Source organism: Methylobacterium sp. 1030, assembly GCF_040544715.1.
Taxonomy (GTDB): domain Bacteria; phylum Pseudomonadota; class Alphaproteobacteria; order Rhizobiales; family Beijerinckiaceae; genus Methylobacterium.
On sequence record NZ_JBEPKM010000008.1, the window covers coordinates 59,994 to 76,857 of the forward strand.

The following is a 16,864-nucleotide window of genomic DNA, read 5'->3' on the forward strand; positions in this document are numbered from 1 at the left end:
TTTCCGCAGGTCTCTGTAGAATAGTCGCAGACGTTGAGACGGGCAGGCTCCGTGGGGGCGCTCGGCAGGTCCGAAGCCGGCAGCCGCGATAGGCGAGCAGACCGGCAGGGAAGTGCCGAATGCGGGACGGACGCCGTATGACCTTGGGAAGGAATGAGAAAATGATGAAGAACTGGCTCGCGGCCGGCACGGTCGCGCTCACGGTCGGCATGACCTCGACGATCGCGCAGGCGCAGACCACGACGGTTCCCGGTGAGCAGGTCGGCCTCGCCGTCGGCGCGCCGCTGCCGGAAGGCCTCTACGCGATCAACACGTTCACCTATCGCCGCACCGACGCGCCGAACTCGCCCGACACGGCCGTCAACATCCCGGTCCTGGTCTGGTCGACCCCGTTCGTGCCGTTCGGCGGCCGCGTCGAGCTGCTCGTGGCGCCCCCGACCGTGTTCGCCTTCACCCGCAACCCGGCGGGCGTGCGCAACAAGGACATCTCGATCAACGTCGGCACCTTCGTCGGCGGCATCTGGGCCTTCGACCTCGGCAACAACTTCGGCGTCAGCTTGCTCGGCGGCGCCTACCTGAACGACCTGAACGGCGACCGCGGCTCGATCATCACCGCGAACGGCACGACGGCCACCCCGGTCCTGCCGCAGCTCTCCTCCAACACCTACCGCTTCGGCATCGCCGGCAGCTACACGGGTGACGGCTGGAACATCACCGCCAACCTGACCGCCAACATCTACGACTCGCCCGGCCGCTTCCCCGGCCAGGTCGGCGCCGCCATCGGCCCGATCCGCCTGTCGGACGCCCTGAACTTCGACCTCACGGCGACCAAGAAGTTCGGCAACTTCGAGATCGGCCCGATCGCCTACGGCACCTACAACTTCGACATCAGCCAGGCCAGCGCCGCGGCCGGGAACCGTGGCCGGTTCGCCCTCGGCGGTCTCATCGGCTACGACTTCAAGATCTTCACCGTCCAGGCCTACGTTGCCCGCGACGTCGTGACCGGCGCGCAGTACACCAACGCGTTCGGCCGCACCCGCGACAACTACTCCACCGACGGCTGGATCCGGTTCATCGTGCCGCTCTACTCGCCGACCCCGGCCGCCGCGCCGGTCCCGGCGCCGCTGGTCCGCAAGTACTGAGATCCTTCCGAGACACCGGGCTCCCCGCCGCCGCGCGGCGGGGGCTCCCGGATCTCCGACAGGCCGTCCTCCGGGACGGCGCGCCGCCCGGCTCCGCCGGGCGGTTTTTCTTTGTGCCGGTGCCGCGGCGGGCCGCAGCCGGCCGCCCCGGGCGGGCCCGTGCCACGGGTCGCAGCCGGCCGCGGGTGACGCGGGCGGCGCGGACATCCTATGGTGTGCCGATGGCGCGGCTCCGGGGCCGACCGGAGCGCAGGCGGACGAGCCGAAGGATTGTCATGGCGACGCAGGGCGAGTGGAAGATCCCCGCGCAGGCCCAGCCCAGGCCCGCGGATTACGGCTACGACCTCGACCGGGCGCTCTCCGCGGTCCTGGCCCTGTCGGCGCGGATCCCGGACAGCGCGTTCACGGCCGAGACGCTCGGCACCGAGCGCGCCGGCAACGGCGTGGTGATCCGCGAGGACGGGCTGGTGCTCACCATCGGCTACCTCGTCACCGAGGCCGAGAGCGTCTGGCTCACCACCCGGGACGGCCGCTCGGTGCCCGGCCACGTCCTCGGCTTCGACGCCGCCACGGGCTTCGGCCTGGTCCAGGCGCTCGGCGATCTCGGCGTGCCGGCCCTCCCGCTCGGCCACTCGGCCGGACTCAAGACCGGCGACCGGGCCGTGCTGGCCGGGGCGGGCGGGCGCCAGCGCTGCGTCGCCGTCGAGGTCGTGGCCCGGCAGGAATTCGCCGGCTACTGGGAGTACGTCCTCGACGAGGCCCTGTTCACCGCCCCCGCGCACCCGCACTGGGGCGGGACCGCGCTGATCGGCCCCCAGGGCGACCTGCTGGGCATCGGCTCGCTGCAGCTGCAGCAGGGCGGCGGCGGCGCGGCGCGGCCGATCAACATGGTCGTGCCCATCGATCTGCTGACGCCGATCCTCGAGGACCTCGCCACGCGCGGGCGGGCCGACCGGCCGCCCCGCCCCTGGCTCGGCCTCTACGCCACCGAGAGCGAGGAGGGCATCGTCGTGATGGGCCTCGCCGATAACGGCCCGGCCGAGACCGGCGGCCTCCAGGCCGGCGACGTGATCGAGGCGGTGGCCGGCGAGCCGGTGGCCGACCTCGCCGCCCTGTTCCGGAGCGTCTGGGCCCTGGGCGAGGCCGGGGTGCGGGTCCCCCTCACGATCCGCCGGGAGGGGCGCGGCGTGAAGCTCGCCCTCGTCTCCGGGGATCGGGAGCGGTTCCTGCGCACGCCCTCGCTGCACTGAGCCCGCGACCCGGAGCGTGCAACCTTCGCGCTCCGAGCGGCGTTGCCGCGGCGCCGTCGCGGGCCTGTACCGGACACAACCTACGGCTCAGCGACGGTTCAGGTGGCGGGACCGAATCTCGAACGACCGGCTCCCGATCCGCCGGAAACGTTGAGGAGATCCAGTCATGACGATTCTGAGCGCACCGCGCGCGAAGGCACTCGTGATGGCCGCCGCGATCGCCGGCGGCTTCGGGCTCGCGGGGTCTGCCGAGGCGGCCGGGGGCTGCGGCCCCGGCTTCCATCCCAATCCGTGGGGCATCTGCCGGCCGAACTGGGGCCCCCGGCCCTACGGCTACTGGCGGCGCCCGGTCTATTACGGCGGGTACGGCGGTTACTACCGGCCGCGGCCCTTCTACCGGCCCTACGGCTTCTACGGGCCGCGCCCGTTCTACTGAGCCCCCGTCCGAGTTCGTCAGACGGCATGCAGGGCGTCCCGCCGACCGGCGGGGCGCCCTTCGCGCGTGCGGAAGGCCCTTCTTCGCCCTGCATGCGCACAAAGAATGACCATCCGGAAACCTTGCCGGTTTCTTAAGCCGGTTATGCGATTTTCGCAGGTCTGCTGCTTGACCTTACGACTCCTGCTGCGCTGCGGCGCGATTATATGTGCGTTGCACCAACAAGAGGCAGCGATGCGCAATGGGGCGCCATCGTCTGCCCGAGCAGAGGTCACAGCACACCATGTCCGCCGCCCGTAGCGTCCTGAGCCGCGTCCGCGCCTATCTCCGGTACCGCGACACCGTCACCCAGCTGTCCCGCCTGTCGGACCGCGATCTTGCCGATCTCGGCATCAACCGCAGCGAGATCCGCGGCGTCGCCCGCGTCTGATCCCCGCGTCCGCGCCACAGCGCCCGAGACGAATGCCTCGAAGGACCGCCGCCCGTTGATCCGGACGGCGGTCCTTCGCTATTCTCGGACATGACACAGACCATCCACATCGTCGGCGGCGGCCTCGCCGGATCCGAGGCCGCCTGGCAGGTGGCCGAAGCCGGGCACCGCGCCGTGATCCACGAGATGCGCCCGGTGCGCGGCACCGAGGCGCACCGGACCGACGGGCTGGCCGAGCTCGTCTGCTCCAACTCGTTCCGGTCGGACGACCCCGAGGGCAACGCCGTCGGGCTGCTGCACCAGGAGATGCGCTCCTTGAGCTCGCTGATCATGCGGGCGGCCGACGCCAACCAGGTGCCGGCGGGCGGGGCGCTGGCGGTCGACCGCGAGGGCTTCTCCGCCGCGGTGACCCGGGCCCTGGAGCAGCACCCGAACGTCACCCTCGTCCGCGGGGAGGTCGAGGGCCTGCCGCCGGAGGAATGGGGCCCCTGCATCGTCGCCACCGGCCCGCTCACCGCGCCGGCGCTGGCCGAGGGCATCCGCGGGCTCACCGGCGCCGAGTCGCTGGCCTTCTTCGACGCGATCGCGCCGATCGTCCACCGCGACTCGATCGACATGGACGTGGCGTGGTTCCAGTCCCGCTACGACAAGCCGGGACCCGGCGGCACGGGCGCGGACTACCTCAACTGCCCGATGACCCGGGAGCAGTACGACGCCTTCGTGGCCGCCCTCGTGGCGGGCGAGAAGATCGGGTTCAAGCAGTGGGAGGGCACGCCCTATTTCGACGGCTGCCTGCCCGTCGAGGTCATGGCCGAGCGCGGCCCCGAGACGCTGCGCCACGGGCCGATGAAGCCCGTGGGGCTCACCAATCCCCGCGACCCGCTGGTCAAGCCCTGCGCGATCGTGCAGCTGCGCCAGGACAACGCGCTGGGCACCCTGTACAACATGGTCGGCTTCCAGACGAAGCTGACCTACGCCGAGCAGGTGCGGGTCTTCCGCATGATCCCCGGCCTGGAGCGGGCCGAGTTCGCCCGCCTCGGCGGCCTGCACCGCAACACCTACCTCGACAGCCCGCGCCTCCTCGACGCCACCCTCCGGCTGCGGGCCCGTCCGACCTTGCGCTTCGCCGGGCAGATCACCGGCTGCGAGGGCTACGTCGAGAGCGCCGCGGTCGGGCTGATGGCCGGCCGCTTCGCCGTCGCGGAGGCGGCCGGCGCCCCCCTCGCCCCCCTGCCCCAGAGCACGGCCCTCGGCGCGCTCATCGCCCACATCACCGGCGGCCACCTGATGGCGGACGGGGAGGCCAACGCCCCGCGCTCGTTCCAGCCGATGAACGTGAATTTCGGCCTGTTCCCGCCGCTCGAGCGGGCCCCCCGCAACGAGACCGGCCGGCGCCTGCGCGGGCCCGAGAAGGCGGCGCTGAAGAAGCGCGCGCTCACCGACCGGGCCCGGGCCGATCTCGCCGCCTGGCTGGAGGGCGCGGGGGGTGGCGCGCAGGGCGCGGCCTCGAGACCTGCGGCGGCGGAATAGCGGGCCGCACGGGGCTTGCACCGCCGGAGGCCTCTCCACGTGGCCGCCTCACTCGGCCTCAACACTTGGCCTCAACACTCGGCCTCATCGCCTGGGCTCACCATGACCGCGATCGACACCCGGGCCTTCCTGGCCGACCTGTACGAACTGCGCGAGATCGGCCGGTTCCGCACCGGCGTCCACCGGCCGACCTTCTCGGCCGACGACATGGAATCCCGGCGCTGGCTGATGGCCCGGCTCGAGGCCTGCGGCCTGGAGGCCTCCATCGACGGGATCGGCAACGTGCTCGGGCGCCACCGCGGGCCGGGCCCGCACCTGCTGGTCGGCAGCCACATCGAGACGCAGAACGAGGCCGGCTGGCTCGACGGGGCGCTGGGCGTCGTGGCCGGGGTCGCTCTGGCCCGCGCCGGGCTGCCCGTCGACGTCGTCGCCTTCGCGGACGAGGAGGGGCACTTCTCGGGGGGCTTCCTGGGCAGCCGCTCGGCGATCGGCGACCTGACCGAGGCCGAGATCGACGAGGCCCGCAACCGCACCGACGGCACGCCGCTCCGCGCGGCGCTCGCGAGCGCCGGCCTCGCCGGCCTGCCCCGGACGCGGCTCGACCCGGACCGCTACCGCGGCTTCCTCGAGATGCACATCGAGCAGGGCACGCAGCTCGAATCCGCCGGCCTGCATCTCGGCGTGGTGAGCGGCATCGTGGCGATCTGGCAGTTCCGGATCGACTTCGCCGGCAACCAGGACCACGCGGGCGGCACCACCATGGCGGAGCGCCGGGACGCGGGTCTCTCGGCGGTGCGGCTGCTCGCGGCGATCGACCGGGAATTCCCGAAGGTCTGCGGGCCGCGCAGCACCTGGACCACGGGACGGATCACCCTGGATCCCGGCGGCTTCAGCATCATCCCGGGGCGGGCCGAGGTGTATTTCCAGTTCCGCGACGTGGCGATGCCCGTGCTGGAGCGGATGGAGGCCTGCCTGGAGGCGCTGGTGCGGGACTCGAACCGGCGCGAGCGCTGCCCGGCCACGCTGACGGCCCTGGCCAAGGCGATCCCCGCCCCCTGCGACCCGGCCCTGATGCGCGCCCTCTCGGAGGCGGCCGAGAGCGTCTGCCCCGGCGGGTGGCAGGTGATGCCGTCGGGGGCCGGGCACGACGCCCAGAACGTCGCCCGGATCCTGCCGGCCGCGATGCTGTTCGTGCCCTCGATCGGCGGCATCAGCCACCACTGGGCGGAGGATACCAGCGACGCCGACCTCGCCCTCGGCGTGCGGGCTCTCGGCGACGCGGCGGCGCGGGTGCTGGCGGGCTGAGCGTGCCGCCCCGGACGCCCCGGCGCGGGGCGCGTCCCGGCGGGCGCCCGGCCTCAGGTGCCTGGGCTCAGGCGCCCGGCACCAGCGACCGGATCGGGATCAGCTCCGGCCGGTATTCCTGCATGCCCCCGGCGATCCGCTCCTCGACGGCGTCGATGAACGTCTCCGGGTCGGTGATCGAGCACTGGCGCAGGTCCCAGAAGGCGTAGCGCCACCATTGCACCTTCAGGTAGCGCTCGATCAGCGCGTCCGGGAAGCGCATCTTCACGATCCGGGCGGGGCTGCCGGCCACGATCGCGTAGGGCGGCACGTCCTTGGTCACCACCGCCATGGCGCCGATCACCGCCCCGTCGCCGATCGTGATGTCGGGCATCAGGAAGGCGCCGTGGCCGATATAGACGTCGTTGCCGATGCGCACGCGCTTGGGCCAGAGATACGGGCCGGAGATCTCGTAATCCTCCGCCCGCGGGTCGATGCGGTCGAACACGGCCGAGTGGTGCGTGTAGAACAGCGGCGAGGTCGAGCCGCACTGGACCGGGTGGCTGCCGCGCCCGACCTGGACGCTCTCGCCGATCGAGCAGTAGCGGGCGATGTCGGCGCCGAAATAGTAGCCGCTGACCGCGTACGAGAACGCCCCCATGGTGAGGCAGTAATCGACGCCCATCCACTTGATGCTGCACGGCGGCTCGAAGACGCAATCCTCCGGCAGGCCGAACGGGGCCGGGTGCAGCACCGAGATGCCGCGGCGCAGCATCTCCTGCTTCATGTCCTCGTTGACGGAGATCATGCGGCGTCCTCGTCGCTGGGGTGCCCGGTCCCGGCCGGCGCCGGGTCCAGGCCGTAATAGTCGCCCATCAGGTCGCCGTAGGTGGCGGCCCGGATCGGCACGGTGAGCCGGCCCGCGGCCGAGACGTCGATGGCGAGCAGGCGGTCGTTGAAGGCGGCCGGGTCGGTGGCCAGCGCGCCGGGGAGCAGGTGCCCGTTCGGGTAGGCGCGCAGCCGCTCGGCCGGCGCGCCGAGGTCGAAGGCCGCCACCGGCAGGCCGGTGCGCAGCGCCAGGGTCAGCGCGTACGAGTAGGTCTCGGGCCAGATCGCCGGCAGCAGCACGAGGTCGGCCGAGAGCCGCCAGACCAGGTCCAGGGCCTCGTGGTCCCCGGAATAGCGCCCGGTCTGGGCGACCCCGACGCGCTCCAGGCCGATCGCCAGGGCCGGGTCCGAGTAGCCCACGATCGCGAAGTGCAGCGGCAGGTCGCGGTCCCGCGCGTCGGTGGCGAGCGCCTGCAGGAACAGGCCGCCCTTCGTGGCGCTGATCGCGCCGAGCACGGCGACGCGGCGGATTCGGCCAGGCCGCTGGAGGGCGGTCGAGCGCACCGACCGCTCCGGCTCGACGTGCGGCCGCACCGTGACCGCGAGGTCCGGGTACACCGTCCGGATCCGGCTCGCCGTGTCGGAGGACGGCGCGAACACCCGCGCGGCGCCCGCCAGGAACGCCCCGAACGCCGCCCGCCGCTCGCCCGGATCCGGCTCCTCGAACCCGTCCGCGTCCACCGCCAGGCACGACCGGCACTCCGCCACCGGCGCCAGGCCGCAGTAGCGCCCGTCCGGCTGCACCAGGTGGTTGCGGTGGCACACCGGCGAGTAGTCGTGCAGCGTCCACGCGTAGGGACGCCCCGCGCCCGCCACCACCGCCATCAGCGCCCGCGCCGCGCCCCAGCGCAGCCCCGCCAGCGAGTGCACGTGGATCAGGACCGGCGCCAGCTGCCCGACGAAGTCGGCGAGCTCGGCCGCGTCGCGCGGCAGGTACAGGCTGTCGAGGTTGGGCAGGTACAGGAACTCGGGGCCGCGATACGAGACGTGGACCTCGAGGTTGCGGGTCCGGTCGATCTGCAGCAGCACCACGCTCAGGCCCTCGGCCCGGGCCTGCGCGACCATGTCGTCGATGTGCCGCTGGATGCCCCCGCCCCAGCTGTGCGTCACGTACAGCAGCGCCCGGCCGGCGAAGTGCCGGGCGAGCCGCGCCCGGTCGAGCCGCGCCCGCCCGCGCCGGCCGGGATCGGCCTGGACGAACTGGCCGACCCGGGCCGGGTAGTCGGGATGCTTGGCGAGCAGCGCCGCCTGGCCCTGGTCGTACTCGCCGCCCGCGTCGAGCCCGAACGAGATCTGGCCGGCATGGTGGACGAACACGTCCTCGGCGAGCAGGTTGACGAAGCCGGCCTTGGTGGCGCGCAGGCACCAGTCGTTCTCCTCGCCGTAGCCCTTGCCGAAGGCCTCGGCGTCGAGGTCGCCGACGGCGTCGAGGGCGGCGGCGGTCATGTACATGCAGAAGCCGACGCCGGTGGGCACGGGCACGGCGCGGCCGCGGTTGACCTGCGCGGCCACGCGGTCGAGGTCGGGCCGGGCGATCTCCAGCGGCATGGTGTTGTTGGCGTTGAAGCGCGGGTAGGAGCAGATCGTGGCGTTGTTGGACAGCGGCGTGACGCTGCCCACGGGCAGCCCCGCGCCCATCCCTGCCCCAGCCTCTGCCCCAGCCTCTGCCCCTCCTTCCGTGCCGGACCCGGCCCGAGGCTCGGCGTTGTGTTCGGCGTGGGCGACGAGGCGATCGAGCCAGTCGCCGAAGACTTCAGCGTCGGAGTTGAGCAGGACGACGGCGCGGCCCTGGCGCAGGCCGAGGGCGCGGTTGACCGAGCGGACGAAGCCGAGGTTGCGCTCGTTCTCGACGAGGTGGAACAGGCCGCGGCCGGCGAGGGCGGCGAGCTCCGCGGTGAGCTGCGGGTCGGGGGAGCGGTCGTTGACGGCGAGCAGGGTGAAGGGGGTGGCCTGGGGCGCCGACAGGCAGGCGTGGAGGGCGCGCAGGGTCTCGCCGCGGCCCTTGTAGACGGGGACGATGACGACGACTTGGGCCTGCGCGATGGGCAGGGCCCGGGGCAGGCGGTCCCATTCGTCGGCCGCCGGAGCCTCCATGGGCGGGCAGGTGCCGAGATCCTCGGGGCAGCCCATCAGCCCGGCGGCCCGGCCGGTGCGCACGTAGTGCAGGAACGGCGACTCCCCGGGACCCAGCAGGTGCCCGTAGGTCTCCCGGTAGAACGCGATCGAGAAGGCCTTGCTCGGGTCCCGGCCCTCGTGCTGCCCGTAGGCGACGAAGTGGGCGAGCGGGGCGTCGGCGGCGTCGGGGTTGCGCTTGGCGTAGAAGGCGGCGTCGAAGAACGGCGCGACCGTCCGGGCCTCCTCGCGCAGCGCGGCCTCCCGCGAATCCGGCGTGCCGTAGCGGGGGTGGAAGGCACCGGCCGCGATGTCGGTGCCGTGCATCAGCGCCGTGGCGAGGCGGTGGACGAGGGGCGCGAGGCCCGTCTCGCGCATCCCGGGATGCGCGTCGGCGTAGGCCTGCCCGTCGAAGTCGGGCCTGGGGTTGCGGCCCTTGCGCCAGCCGGTGTCGCAGTAGTCGCGCACCGCGTCCTCTGCCTCCGACAGCCCGTAGCGCGCCCGGTAGAAGCCGTGGTCGAAATGCCCCGCCACCAGCCGCGCCTGCAGGTCCAGGAACGCGTCCCGGTCGAGGGTCTCCTGCCCGATCGCCCCGAGCCAGCCCGTGTCCTCCACCGGCGCCCGCGCCGGCCGCAGCCCGCAGACCCGCAGCAGCGCCGCCAGCGTCGAGCGCCCCGGGCCGGGATCGCGCAGCTCCCGCCAGCCCGCCTCGGCGAAGTGCAGGAACGGCTCGCGCCCGCCCACGTCCGGATAGGTCGCCCGGTACCAGTCCGCGTCCACCGCCGGCAGGTTCAGCCGGTGCGGCCCCGCGAACGGCTCGGCCCCCGTCAGCCGGGTCTCGGCGACGTAGCGGAAGAACGGGTCGTCCGCGACCGCCCGGCTGCCGGCCCGCGCCTGCACGTAGCCGGCCGGGTCGAAGTCCGGCCGCGGGCCGATCCGCGCCCGCCAGCCCTCCGCCACGTAGTGGCGCAGCAACTCCGTGTCCGAGGCATCGGCCAGCGCCTCGGCCTGCGGTCCGGGCAGGCGCTGCCGGTAATGGGCGGCGTCGAAGTAGGGGGCGAGCGTCTCGATCCGCAGCGCGAGCGCCGCGTCCGGGTCGGGCCGGGCGGGGCCGCCGTGGAGGACGTAGTGGACCAGCGGGTTCCGGGTGGCGAAGGTGATCCCGCGGCTGAGGCAGTAGGCCAGGGTGTCGAAGTGCGGCGCCGGCTCGCGGCCCTCGCGCCAGCCGGAGGCCATGTAGTGGTCGACCGGGTCGACGCCGGCGGCGGCGAGGTCGGGGTTGCCGGCGAGATAGTAGGCGCCGTCGACGAGGCGGCGGGCGAGGCGGTGGGCCTCGGCCGTGTCGGGCTTGGGCAGGGCGGCCGCCTCCCCCTCCCCGCCGGCCCCGCTACGCCCGGCGCGGCGGCGCGCGAGGGCGTGCAGGAGCGGGTTGATGCCGGCGCGGGCGAGGTGGGGATGGGCGGCGAGGTAGGCGGCGGAGTCGAAGTCGGGGCGCGGGTCGCGGCCCGCGCGCCAGCCGTGGACGAGGTAGTCGCGCACCGGGTCGGCCGCGATCCCGTACCAGCTCGCGTAGAACCCCGTGTCAAAGTGCGGGGCCAGGGCGGCGATCAGGCGCGCCTCGAGATCCGCGCCGGTCGCCGCGCCCGCCCAGCGTCGGTGCAGCGCCGCCGGCGTGGCCAGCGGGTCGCGCAGCCGGCCGAGGCGGCGTCGCATCCGCGTCAGGGCCGAGATCCGGCCGGTCCCGTCGGAGTCGCGGCGCATCTCAGGACTCTGCGGAGGGGCGTTCGCCGCGGGCCGTCACGGGGCGCGGGATCCATCGGCCGCCCGCCGGGCGGGCGCCGTCGAGGCGCGGGGCTCTGATCGGGTCATGGGCGGCAGCTGGCGGGCAGCGTCGGAGGCGCGAGGCGGCGCGGGAGCGATCGTCCTGTCGGACACAAGTCGCACTAGCGGAACCGGCCGAATCCGTAAACCGCGGGGCGCCGCCGGCGTCCGCGCCGCGGGCCATGCCGCGGGTCATGCCGCGGGTCATGCCGCGGACCGGCGGAGGGGCCTTGCTGTCGACCGTATTTCGATATATCTGAAAATTCGTCATATCGAAATCGAGTCGTCTCCATGCATCCCTATGTCTCGGACGGCCTGCACGCCGATCCCTTCGACGCCTTCCGCGTCCGCGCCCATCGCGGGCCGATGGGCGGCGACCCCCGCGGACGGCACGGGCCCCACGGCCACCCGGGTCGCGGTCCCGGCGACCGCCGGATGTTCGGCCGCGGCGGCCGCGGCGACCTCGCGCGCTTCTTCGCCCACGGCGACCTGCGCCTCGTCATCCTCCACCTGATCGCCGAGAAGCCGCGCCACGGCTACGAGATCATCAAGGCGATCGAGGAGCGGGTCGGCGGCGCCTACAGCCCGAGCCCCGGGACCGTCTACCCGACGCTGACCCTCCTGGAGGAACTCGGCCACGTCACGGTGACCCCCGGGGAGGGCACCAAGCGGCTGCACGCGATCACGCCCGAGGGGCAGGCCTTCCTGGACGGCAACCGCCCGACCCTCGAGGCGATCCTCGCCCGGATGGCGGAGGCCGAGGCCGCCCGGGGCGACGGTCCCCCGCCCTCGGTCGTGCGCGCCAAGGAGGGCCTGAAGCTCGCCCTGCAGATGCGGCTCGCCCGCGGCCCGCTCAGCGCCGAGCAGGCCGCCGCCGTCACGGCCGCGCTGGAGGCGGCGACCGCCGCGGTGGAGCGGGCGTGACGGGCCGTCCCGCGCCCGTCACCGGACCCATCACCGGACCCGTCACCGGGACGCGGCCGGTGCCCGACCCGCGGCTCGGCAGCCTCGTCCTCGGGATCACCCTGTTCCGGCCGCGGCCGGACCAGGTGGCGCGCGTCCGGGCCCTGGCCTCGGCCGGCGACGCCGCGGTGATCGCCTTCGACAATGGCGGCCTCCCGGCCGGGACGGCCGACCAGCTCGCCCGGGCCGGCGTGACCCTGCTGTCGGCGGGCACGAATCTCGGCATCGCCGAGGCGCTCAACCGGATCGCGGCGGCCGCCCGCGCCGCGGGGGGCGGGACCCTCCTCCTCCTCGACCAGGACGCCGAGCCGCCCGCGGATCTCGCCGCCGCGCTGCTGGCGGCGCGGGACCGGCTGCGGGAGGCCGGGATCCCGGCGGCGGTGGTGGGCCCGGTCCCGGCGCCGGCACCGGGCCACAAGGCGCCGGCATACCCGCCCCGTCCCGGCGCGCCGGCACGCGACGGCCTCGCTCCCGTGCAGTTCCTGGCGACCTCGGGCTCGCTCGTCGACCTCGACGCCTTCGCGCGGGTCGGGCCGTTCCGCGGCGACTTCTTCATCGACGGGGTCGAGCTCGAATGGTGCTTCCGTGCCTGGAGCCTCGGCTACGGCTGCTACCGAGCCGACGCCGTCGCGATCCCGCACCGCGTCGGCGGCGGGACGATCCGGGCCTTCGGGATCACGATGCCGCGCCAGCCCCTGTTCCGCATGGCGACCTACCTGCGCAACGCGATCTACGCGTGGCGGCTGCCGCACGTGCCGCCGCGCTGGAAACTCGCCCAGGCCGCCTACCTGCCGCTCCAGGCCGGGCTGTACTGGGCGGATTCGGGCTTCCGGCCCGCCGTGCTGCTCAGGCTCCTCGCGGCCGCGCGCGACGGCGCCCTCGGGCGCCTCGGGCCGCCCCGAGACCTGCCGCGGGACCTGCCCCGGGACCTGCCGTGACCGACCGCCCTGCCCTCGACGTCGTGATCGTCAACTGGAACGGCGGCGGCCTGCTGCGCGCCTGCCTCGCGAGCCTCGCGGCCGCGCGGGACGCCGCGGCCGTGCAGGTCACCGTGGTGGACAACGCCTCGACGGACGGCTCCACCGAGACCCTGCCCGCCCTGCCCCGCCCGCTCCGGCTGATCCAGAACACCGCGAATCTCGGCTTCGGCCGGGCCTGCGACCAGGGCGCCGCCGCCGGCGACGCCCCCGCGATCCTGTTCCTGAACCCGGACACGCAGGTCGCGCCCGACGCGCTCGGCGTGGCCCTGGCCGCCCTGGCGGCCGACCCGCGGACCGGGATCGTGGGCGCGCGGCTCGTCGACCCGGACGGGCGGACCGCGCGCTCCTGCGCCCGGGCGCCCTCGGCGCTGGGCCTCCTCGGCCGCGCCCTGGCGCTGGACCGCCTCGGCCTCGTGCGGCCGCACTTCCTGCTGGAGTGGGACCACGCGGAGGACCGCGCCGTCGACCAGGTGATGGGCGCCTTCCTGATGATCCGCCGCGACCTGTTCCGGAGCCTCGGCGGGTTCGACCCGCGCTTCTTCGTCTACTGGGAAGATGCCGACCTCTGCGAACGGGCTCGGGCGGCGGGCTTCGCGGTGCGGCACGTGGCCGGGGCGGTCGCCCGCCATGTCGGCCAGGGCACGACCCGGCAGGTGCGGGCGCGGCGGCTGTTCTACTTCCTGCGCAGCCAGATCCTCTACGCCGGCAAGCACCACGGCGCCGCGACGGCCCTCGGCCTGGCGGCGGCGAGCTTCGGCGCGCAGGTGCCCCTGCGTCTCGCCCTGGCCCTCGCCCGCCGCTCCCCCCGGGAGGCCGCGGAGGTCCTGCGGGCGGCGGGGCTCCTGGCCGCGGCGCTGCCGGGGCTCGTGCCGGACCTCCTGCGGGCCGCGCGCGCGCGGACTGCCGCTTGAGCGGGACGGCGATGCCGCGCCCTGTTCGCGCGCCCGCCGCGCAGGGGCCGGCCGCCCGATCGACCCGGACGCGGCCGTGAGACTGCCTGTCACCGGCGACGGCCGGTTCTGGGCCCTTGCCTTCCTGGGCCTCGGCCTCCCGGCCTGCCTCGCGCTGGCCTGGATCGGCCTGCCCGGCGAGACCCCGTCTGCCTCCGCCCTCGCCGTGGGCGGCCGGCTCGCCGGCATCGCGGCGTTCCTGGGCCTGGGGCTCGCCGCCCTGGCCCTGGCGACCCGGGGACGGGCCGCGCTGTTCGCGCTGCTGTGCTTCCCGGCCTCGCTCGCGGCTGCCCCGGGCCCGGACGGGCCCGTCCTCGCGCTGGCGGCGCTCGCGGCCGCGCTGCTCAGCCCCCGGCCGATGACGGGCCGGCACGGATCGGCGCGGCGCGCCGGCGCGGCGCTGGCGATCGCCCTGGTGGTGCTGGCGCGGCCGGCCTGCGCGCCCCTCGTGGGGATGCTGCTGGTGCCGTTCCCGCCCCCGGGGCGACGCGTCCGCGCCTGGCGGGAGCGGCTGCCGCTCGCCGCGCTCGCCCTGCTGCCGGCCCTGCTGCCGGCCCTGCTGCCGGCCCTGCTTCCGGCCGCGAGCCCCGGGCTTCCGCCCCCCGGCGCGGCGGGGGGCGGATTGGTGTCCCTGCCCGTCCCGCTGCCCGGGTTCCTCACCGGGGTCTGGGCCGCCGCGCTGCTGGTGCCGCCCGTCGCGCTGCGGCGCGGCCCCCTGCCCCCGCGCGCGGAGCGGCTGTGGCTCTCGGGCTGCGCGCTGCTCGGCCTCTGGCTGGCGGTGCTGCCGCAGGCCCTCGCCCCGGCGGGCGGCCTCGGGGCGATGCAGGCCCGGGACCTGCTGCCGCTGGCGCCGATGCTGATCCTGGCCTTCGCCCGGGGGCGGATCGGTACCGCGGCGGCCCTGCGCTGGCCGGCCCTGCTCCCGGTGCTGGCCGCCGCCCTCGACGCGGTGGTGCTGCCGATGATCGCGCTGCGGGCGTAGCGGGCGCTCAGTCCCGGTCCAGGAACTCCAGGAGCGCCCGGTTGAAGGCCTCGGGCCGGGTGACGCTGTGGGCGTGGCCGCCCTCCGGGGCGAGGGCGAGCCGGGCCTTGGGCAGCGCCGCCGCCAGCCGCTCGGACCGGGTGTAGGGCACCAGCACGTCGTCCCGGGCGGCCATGACCAGGGTCTCGTGGCCGATCGACCCGAGACGGTCCGCGATGGTGAAGCGCTCCAGGGCGGCGATGCGGGTCAGCACGGTCTCGGCGCCGGGGAAATGCGCCAGGGCCTGCGCCGCGTCGGCTTCGACCCGCTCGGCCTCCGCGGAGAGCCAGGGGGCCGGGTACAGGAAGATCGCCTGGGCCCGCACGTAGGCCTCCGGCCCGCCCCCGGCCAGGATCGCCCGGCGGGCCGCGAAGCAGCGGCGCGTGGCCGGGTCCATCGCGTCCCAGCCGTTGATCACGACGAGGCGCCCGACCCGCCCGGGGGCGTCCAGCGCCATCTGGAGGGCGATCAGGCCGCCGAGCGCGTGGCCGACCACGTCGGCCCGGTCGATCCCGGCCGCGTCCAGCACCCCGAGCGCGTCCCGCGCCATGGCGGGAACGTCGTGGTCCGGCGCGAGCCGGCCGGGCGAGCGCCCGGTGCCGCGGTGGTCGTAGGTGACGACCCGGAACCGCGCGGTCAGGGCCGCCATCTGCGGCGCGAAGTAGCCCGCCGCGCCGCCGAGGCCCGGCGAGAGCAGCACCGGCCGCCCGCCCGCCGGGCCGGCCACCGCGTGGGGGAGCGGGCCCATCAGCGGCCGATATGGGCGATCGCGGCGATCTCCACGCGGGCCTCGGGCTTCACGAGGCCGCACTGGATGCAGTAGCGCGCGGGCTTCTCGCCCGGGAAATACTCGGCGTAGACGGCGTTGATCGCCGCGTAGTCGGCCCAGTCCGCCAGGAAGACGTGGTTGAAGGTGACGTCGTCCATGGTGCCGCCCGCGGCCTCGACCACGCCCCGGACGGTCTCCAGCACGTGGCGGGTCTGGGCCGCCGCGTCGCCGGCATGGACCACGTTGGCCTCCGCATCGAGCGGCAGCGTGCCCGAGACGTACAGGATTCCGTCGGCCAGGGTGCCCGGCACGTAGGGGGCCAGCGGCTTGCCGGTCCCCGGCGGTATCACGACCTGCTTGGGCATTCCCCTACGCCTCCCGCGCGCGACCTGTCGGCCGGGCCGGGCAGGCCGCGCGGGAGGCCGCGTCGCGGCGGTCTTCGCGCACCCTGCCGGTCACCGGCCGGGCGCGCGATGCACTTATCCGGCCAGATCGCCGCCGGATGTACCGCCGGATGTATCGATCCCGGCGTGTGAGGACGCCCCGAGGGCGGCCTCGAAGGCGGCGACGTCCGAGACCCAGCCGAAGAAGGTCTCGATGTTGGCGAGCGCCGCGTGTTGCAGGCTCTCCGGCCCCGCCTGGTGCGTGGCGTCGGCCAGCACGATCCCGAAATACTCCCGGTGGAACCCGTCCCGCAGCGTCGACTCGACGCAGACGTTGGTGGCGATGCCGGTGAAGACCAGCGTGGTGACGCCCCGGGCCCGCAGGGTGCTGTCGAGGGGCGTGTTGTAGAAGCCGCTGTAGCGCGGCTTGCCCATCACGATGTCGCCGGGCGCCGGCCTCAGGGCGTCCACCAGCGCGTAGTCCCAGGATCCCTTGGCGAGCAGCTGCGCGTTCGCTTCAGGATTCCGCCGCATCGTCTTGAGGGCGTTGGATTTGTGCCAGTTCGGCGAGCCCGGGCCGCCGGCCTCGACATAGGCCGGGTCCCAGCCGTTCTGGAACCACAGGACCGGGATGCCGGCGGATCGCGCCGCCGCCACCGCCCGGGCGATCCGGGCGATCACCGGGCCGGTGCCCGAGACGTCGAAGCCGGCCCGGTCGAGGTAGCCGCCCGGGCTCGCGTAGGCGTTCTGGACGTCCACCACGATGAGGACCGTGGTCGCGGGATCGAGGGCGATCGGCTCCGGGCGGGCCGGCAGGACGACGCCGCCGTGCCGGCCCTGGGCGTCGCGGAATCCGGCGGGGCGATCCATCTGGCAATCCATCGGGCGGTCCATCGGGCGGTCCA

Annotated in this window: 15 protein-coding genes; 10 read left to right on the plus strand and 5 right to left on the minus strand. The window is 74.7% G+C overall.

The genetic code is table 11. The features are described from left to right. Positions 1-161: 161 nt before the first annotated feature. From ABIC30_RS13065 to ABIC30_RS13090, 6 genes are all read left to right on the plus strand, one after another. Positions 162-1,142, plus strand: a complete 981-nt coding sequence (locus ABIC30_RS13065) for a transporter (protein ID WP_020095500.1) — start codon at positions 162-164, stop codon at positions 1,140-1,142. Positions 1,143-1,417: 275 nt separating this feature from the next. Then, positions 1,418-2,392 carry a S1C family serine protease gene (locus ABIC30_RS13070; RefSeq protein WP_020095499.1) on the plus strand — a complete coding sequence of 325 codons (975 nt, stop codon included), beginning with the start codon at positions 1,418-1,420 and terminating at the stop codon, positions 2,390-2,392. A 166-nt stretch (positions 2,393-2,558) separates the two neighbouring features. Beyond that, the gene (locus ABIC30_RS13075; protein ID WP_354455357.1) at positions 2,559-2,828 is read left to right on the plus strand and encodes a GCG_CRPN prefix-to-repeats domain-containing protein; all 270 of its coding nucleotides are present in this window, start codon (positions 2,559-2,561) and stop codon (positions 2,826-2,828) included. 283 nt (positions 2,829-3,111) lie between these two features. Then, positions 3,112-3,258 carry a DUF1127 domain-containing protein gene (locus tag ABIC30_RS13080; RefSeq protein ID WP_020095497.1) on the plus strand — a complete coding sequence of 49 codons (147 nt, stop codon included), beginning with the start codon at positions 3,112-3,114 and terminating at the stop codon, positions 3,256-3,258. 90 nt (positions 3,259-3,348) lie between these two features. Further along, positions 3,349-4,788: a methylenetetrahydrofolate--tRNA-(uracil(54)-C(5))-methyltransferase (FADH(2)-oxidizing) TrmFO gene (gene trmFO, locus ABIC30_RS13085; RefSeq protein ID WP_042671323.1), complete on the plus strand. Its 1,440-nt coding sequence runs from the start codon at positions 3,349-3,351 to the stop codon at positions 4,786-4,788. Between the two features lie 102 nt (positions 4,789-4,890). Continuing rightward, on the plus strand, positions 4,891-6,093 hold the full coding sequence (locus ABIC30_RS13090) for a Zn-dependent hydrolase (protein ID WP_091677322.1): 1,203 nt from the start codon (positions 4,891-4,893) through the stop codon (positions 6,091-6,093). A gap of 67 nt (positions 6,094-6,160) precedes the next feature. On the opposite strand, the gene ABIC30_RS13095 is transcribed toward ABIC30_RS13090, so the two are convergent. Together ABIC30_RS13095 and ABIC30_RS13100 are read right to left on the minus strand one after the other, a co-directional pair. Continuing rightward, on the minus strand, positions 6,161-6,880 hold the full coding sequence (locus ABIC30_RS13095) for a CatB-related O-acetyltransferase (RefSeq protein WP_042671319.1): 720 nt from the start codon (positions 6,878-6,880) through the stop codon (positions 6,161-6,163). Then, positions 6,877-10,833 (minus strand): glycosyltransferase, encoded by a 3,957-nt coding sequence (locus tag ABIC30_RS13100; protein WP_354455360.1) that lies wholly within the window; start codon positions 10,831-10,833, stop codon positions 6,877-6,879. The genes ABIC30_RS13095 and ABIC30_RS13100 overlap by 4 nt, the downstream gene beginning before the upstream one ends. 351 nt (positions 10,834-11,184) lie before the next feature. Here ABIC30_RS13100 and ABIC30_RS13105 point away from each other — a divergent pair, with 351 nt between their 5' ends. From ABIC30_RS13105 to ABIC30_RS13120, 4 genes are all read left to right on the plus strand, one after another. Then, positions 11,185-11,817 carry a PadR family transcriptional regulator gene (locus tag ABIC30_RS13105; RefSeq protein ID WP_354455362.1) on the plus strand — a complete coding sequence of 211 codons (633 nt, stop codon included), beginning with the start codon at positions 11,185-11,187 and terminating at the stop codon, positions 11,815-11,817. Beyond that, a complete protein-coding gene (locus ABIC30_RS13110) occupies positions 11,814-12,794 on the plus strand; it encodes a glycosyltransferase family protein (RefSeq protein ID WP_354455364.1) in 981 nt (326 codons plus the stop codon). The genes ABIC30_RS13105 and ABIC30_RS13110 overlap by 4 nt, the downstream gene beginning before the upstream one ends. Beyond that, complete coding sequence (locus ABIC30_RS13115; RefSeq protein WP_354455366.1) at positions 12,791-13,747, plus strand: glycosyltransferase family 2 protein; 957 nt, start codon at positions 12,791-12,793, stop codon at positions 13,745-13,747. Before ABIC30_RS13110 ends, ABIC30_RS13115 begins: the two co-directional genes overlap by 4 nt. Before the next feature lie 76 nt (positions 13,748-13,823). Beyond that, positions 13,824-14,768, plus strand: coding sequence for a hypothetical protein (locus ABIC30_RS13120; protein ID WP_354455368.1), 945 nt, complete (start codon positions 13,824-13,826; stop codon positions 14,766-14,768). 7 nt (positions 14,769-14,775) lie between these two features. Here ABIC30_RS13120 and rutD read toward each other — a convergent pair whose 3' ends face one another. The 3 genes from rutD to rutB all read right to left on the minus strand — a co-directional run bounded on the left by rutD (position 14,776) and on the right by rutB (position 16,853). Next, positions 14,776-15,555, minus strand: coding sequence for a pyrimidine utilization protein D (gene rutD / locus ABIC30_RS13125; RefSeq protein WP_091978326.1), 780 nt, complete (start codon positions 15,553-15,555; stop codon positions 14,776-14,778). After that, a complete protein-coding gene (rutC, locus tag ABIC30_RS13130) occupies positions 15,555-15,941 on the minus strand; it encodes a pyrimidine utilization protein C (RefSeq protein WP_354455370.1) in 387 nt (128 codons plus the stop codon). The genes rutD and rutC overlap by 1 nt, the downstream gene beginning before the upstream one ends. A 114-nt stretch (positions 15,942-16,055) precedes the next feature. After that, positions 16,056-16,853 (minus strand): pyrimidine utilization protein B, encoded by a 798-nt coding sequence (rutB, locus tag ABIC30_RS13135; RefSeq protein WP_502915842.1) that lies wholly within the window; start codon positions 16,851-16,853, stop codon positions 16,056-16,058. Positions 16,854-16,864: the final 11 nt, after the last annotated feature.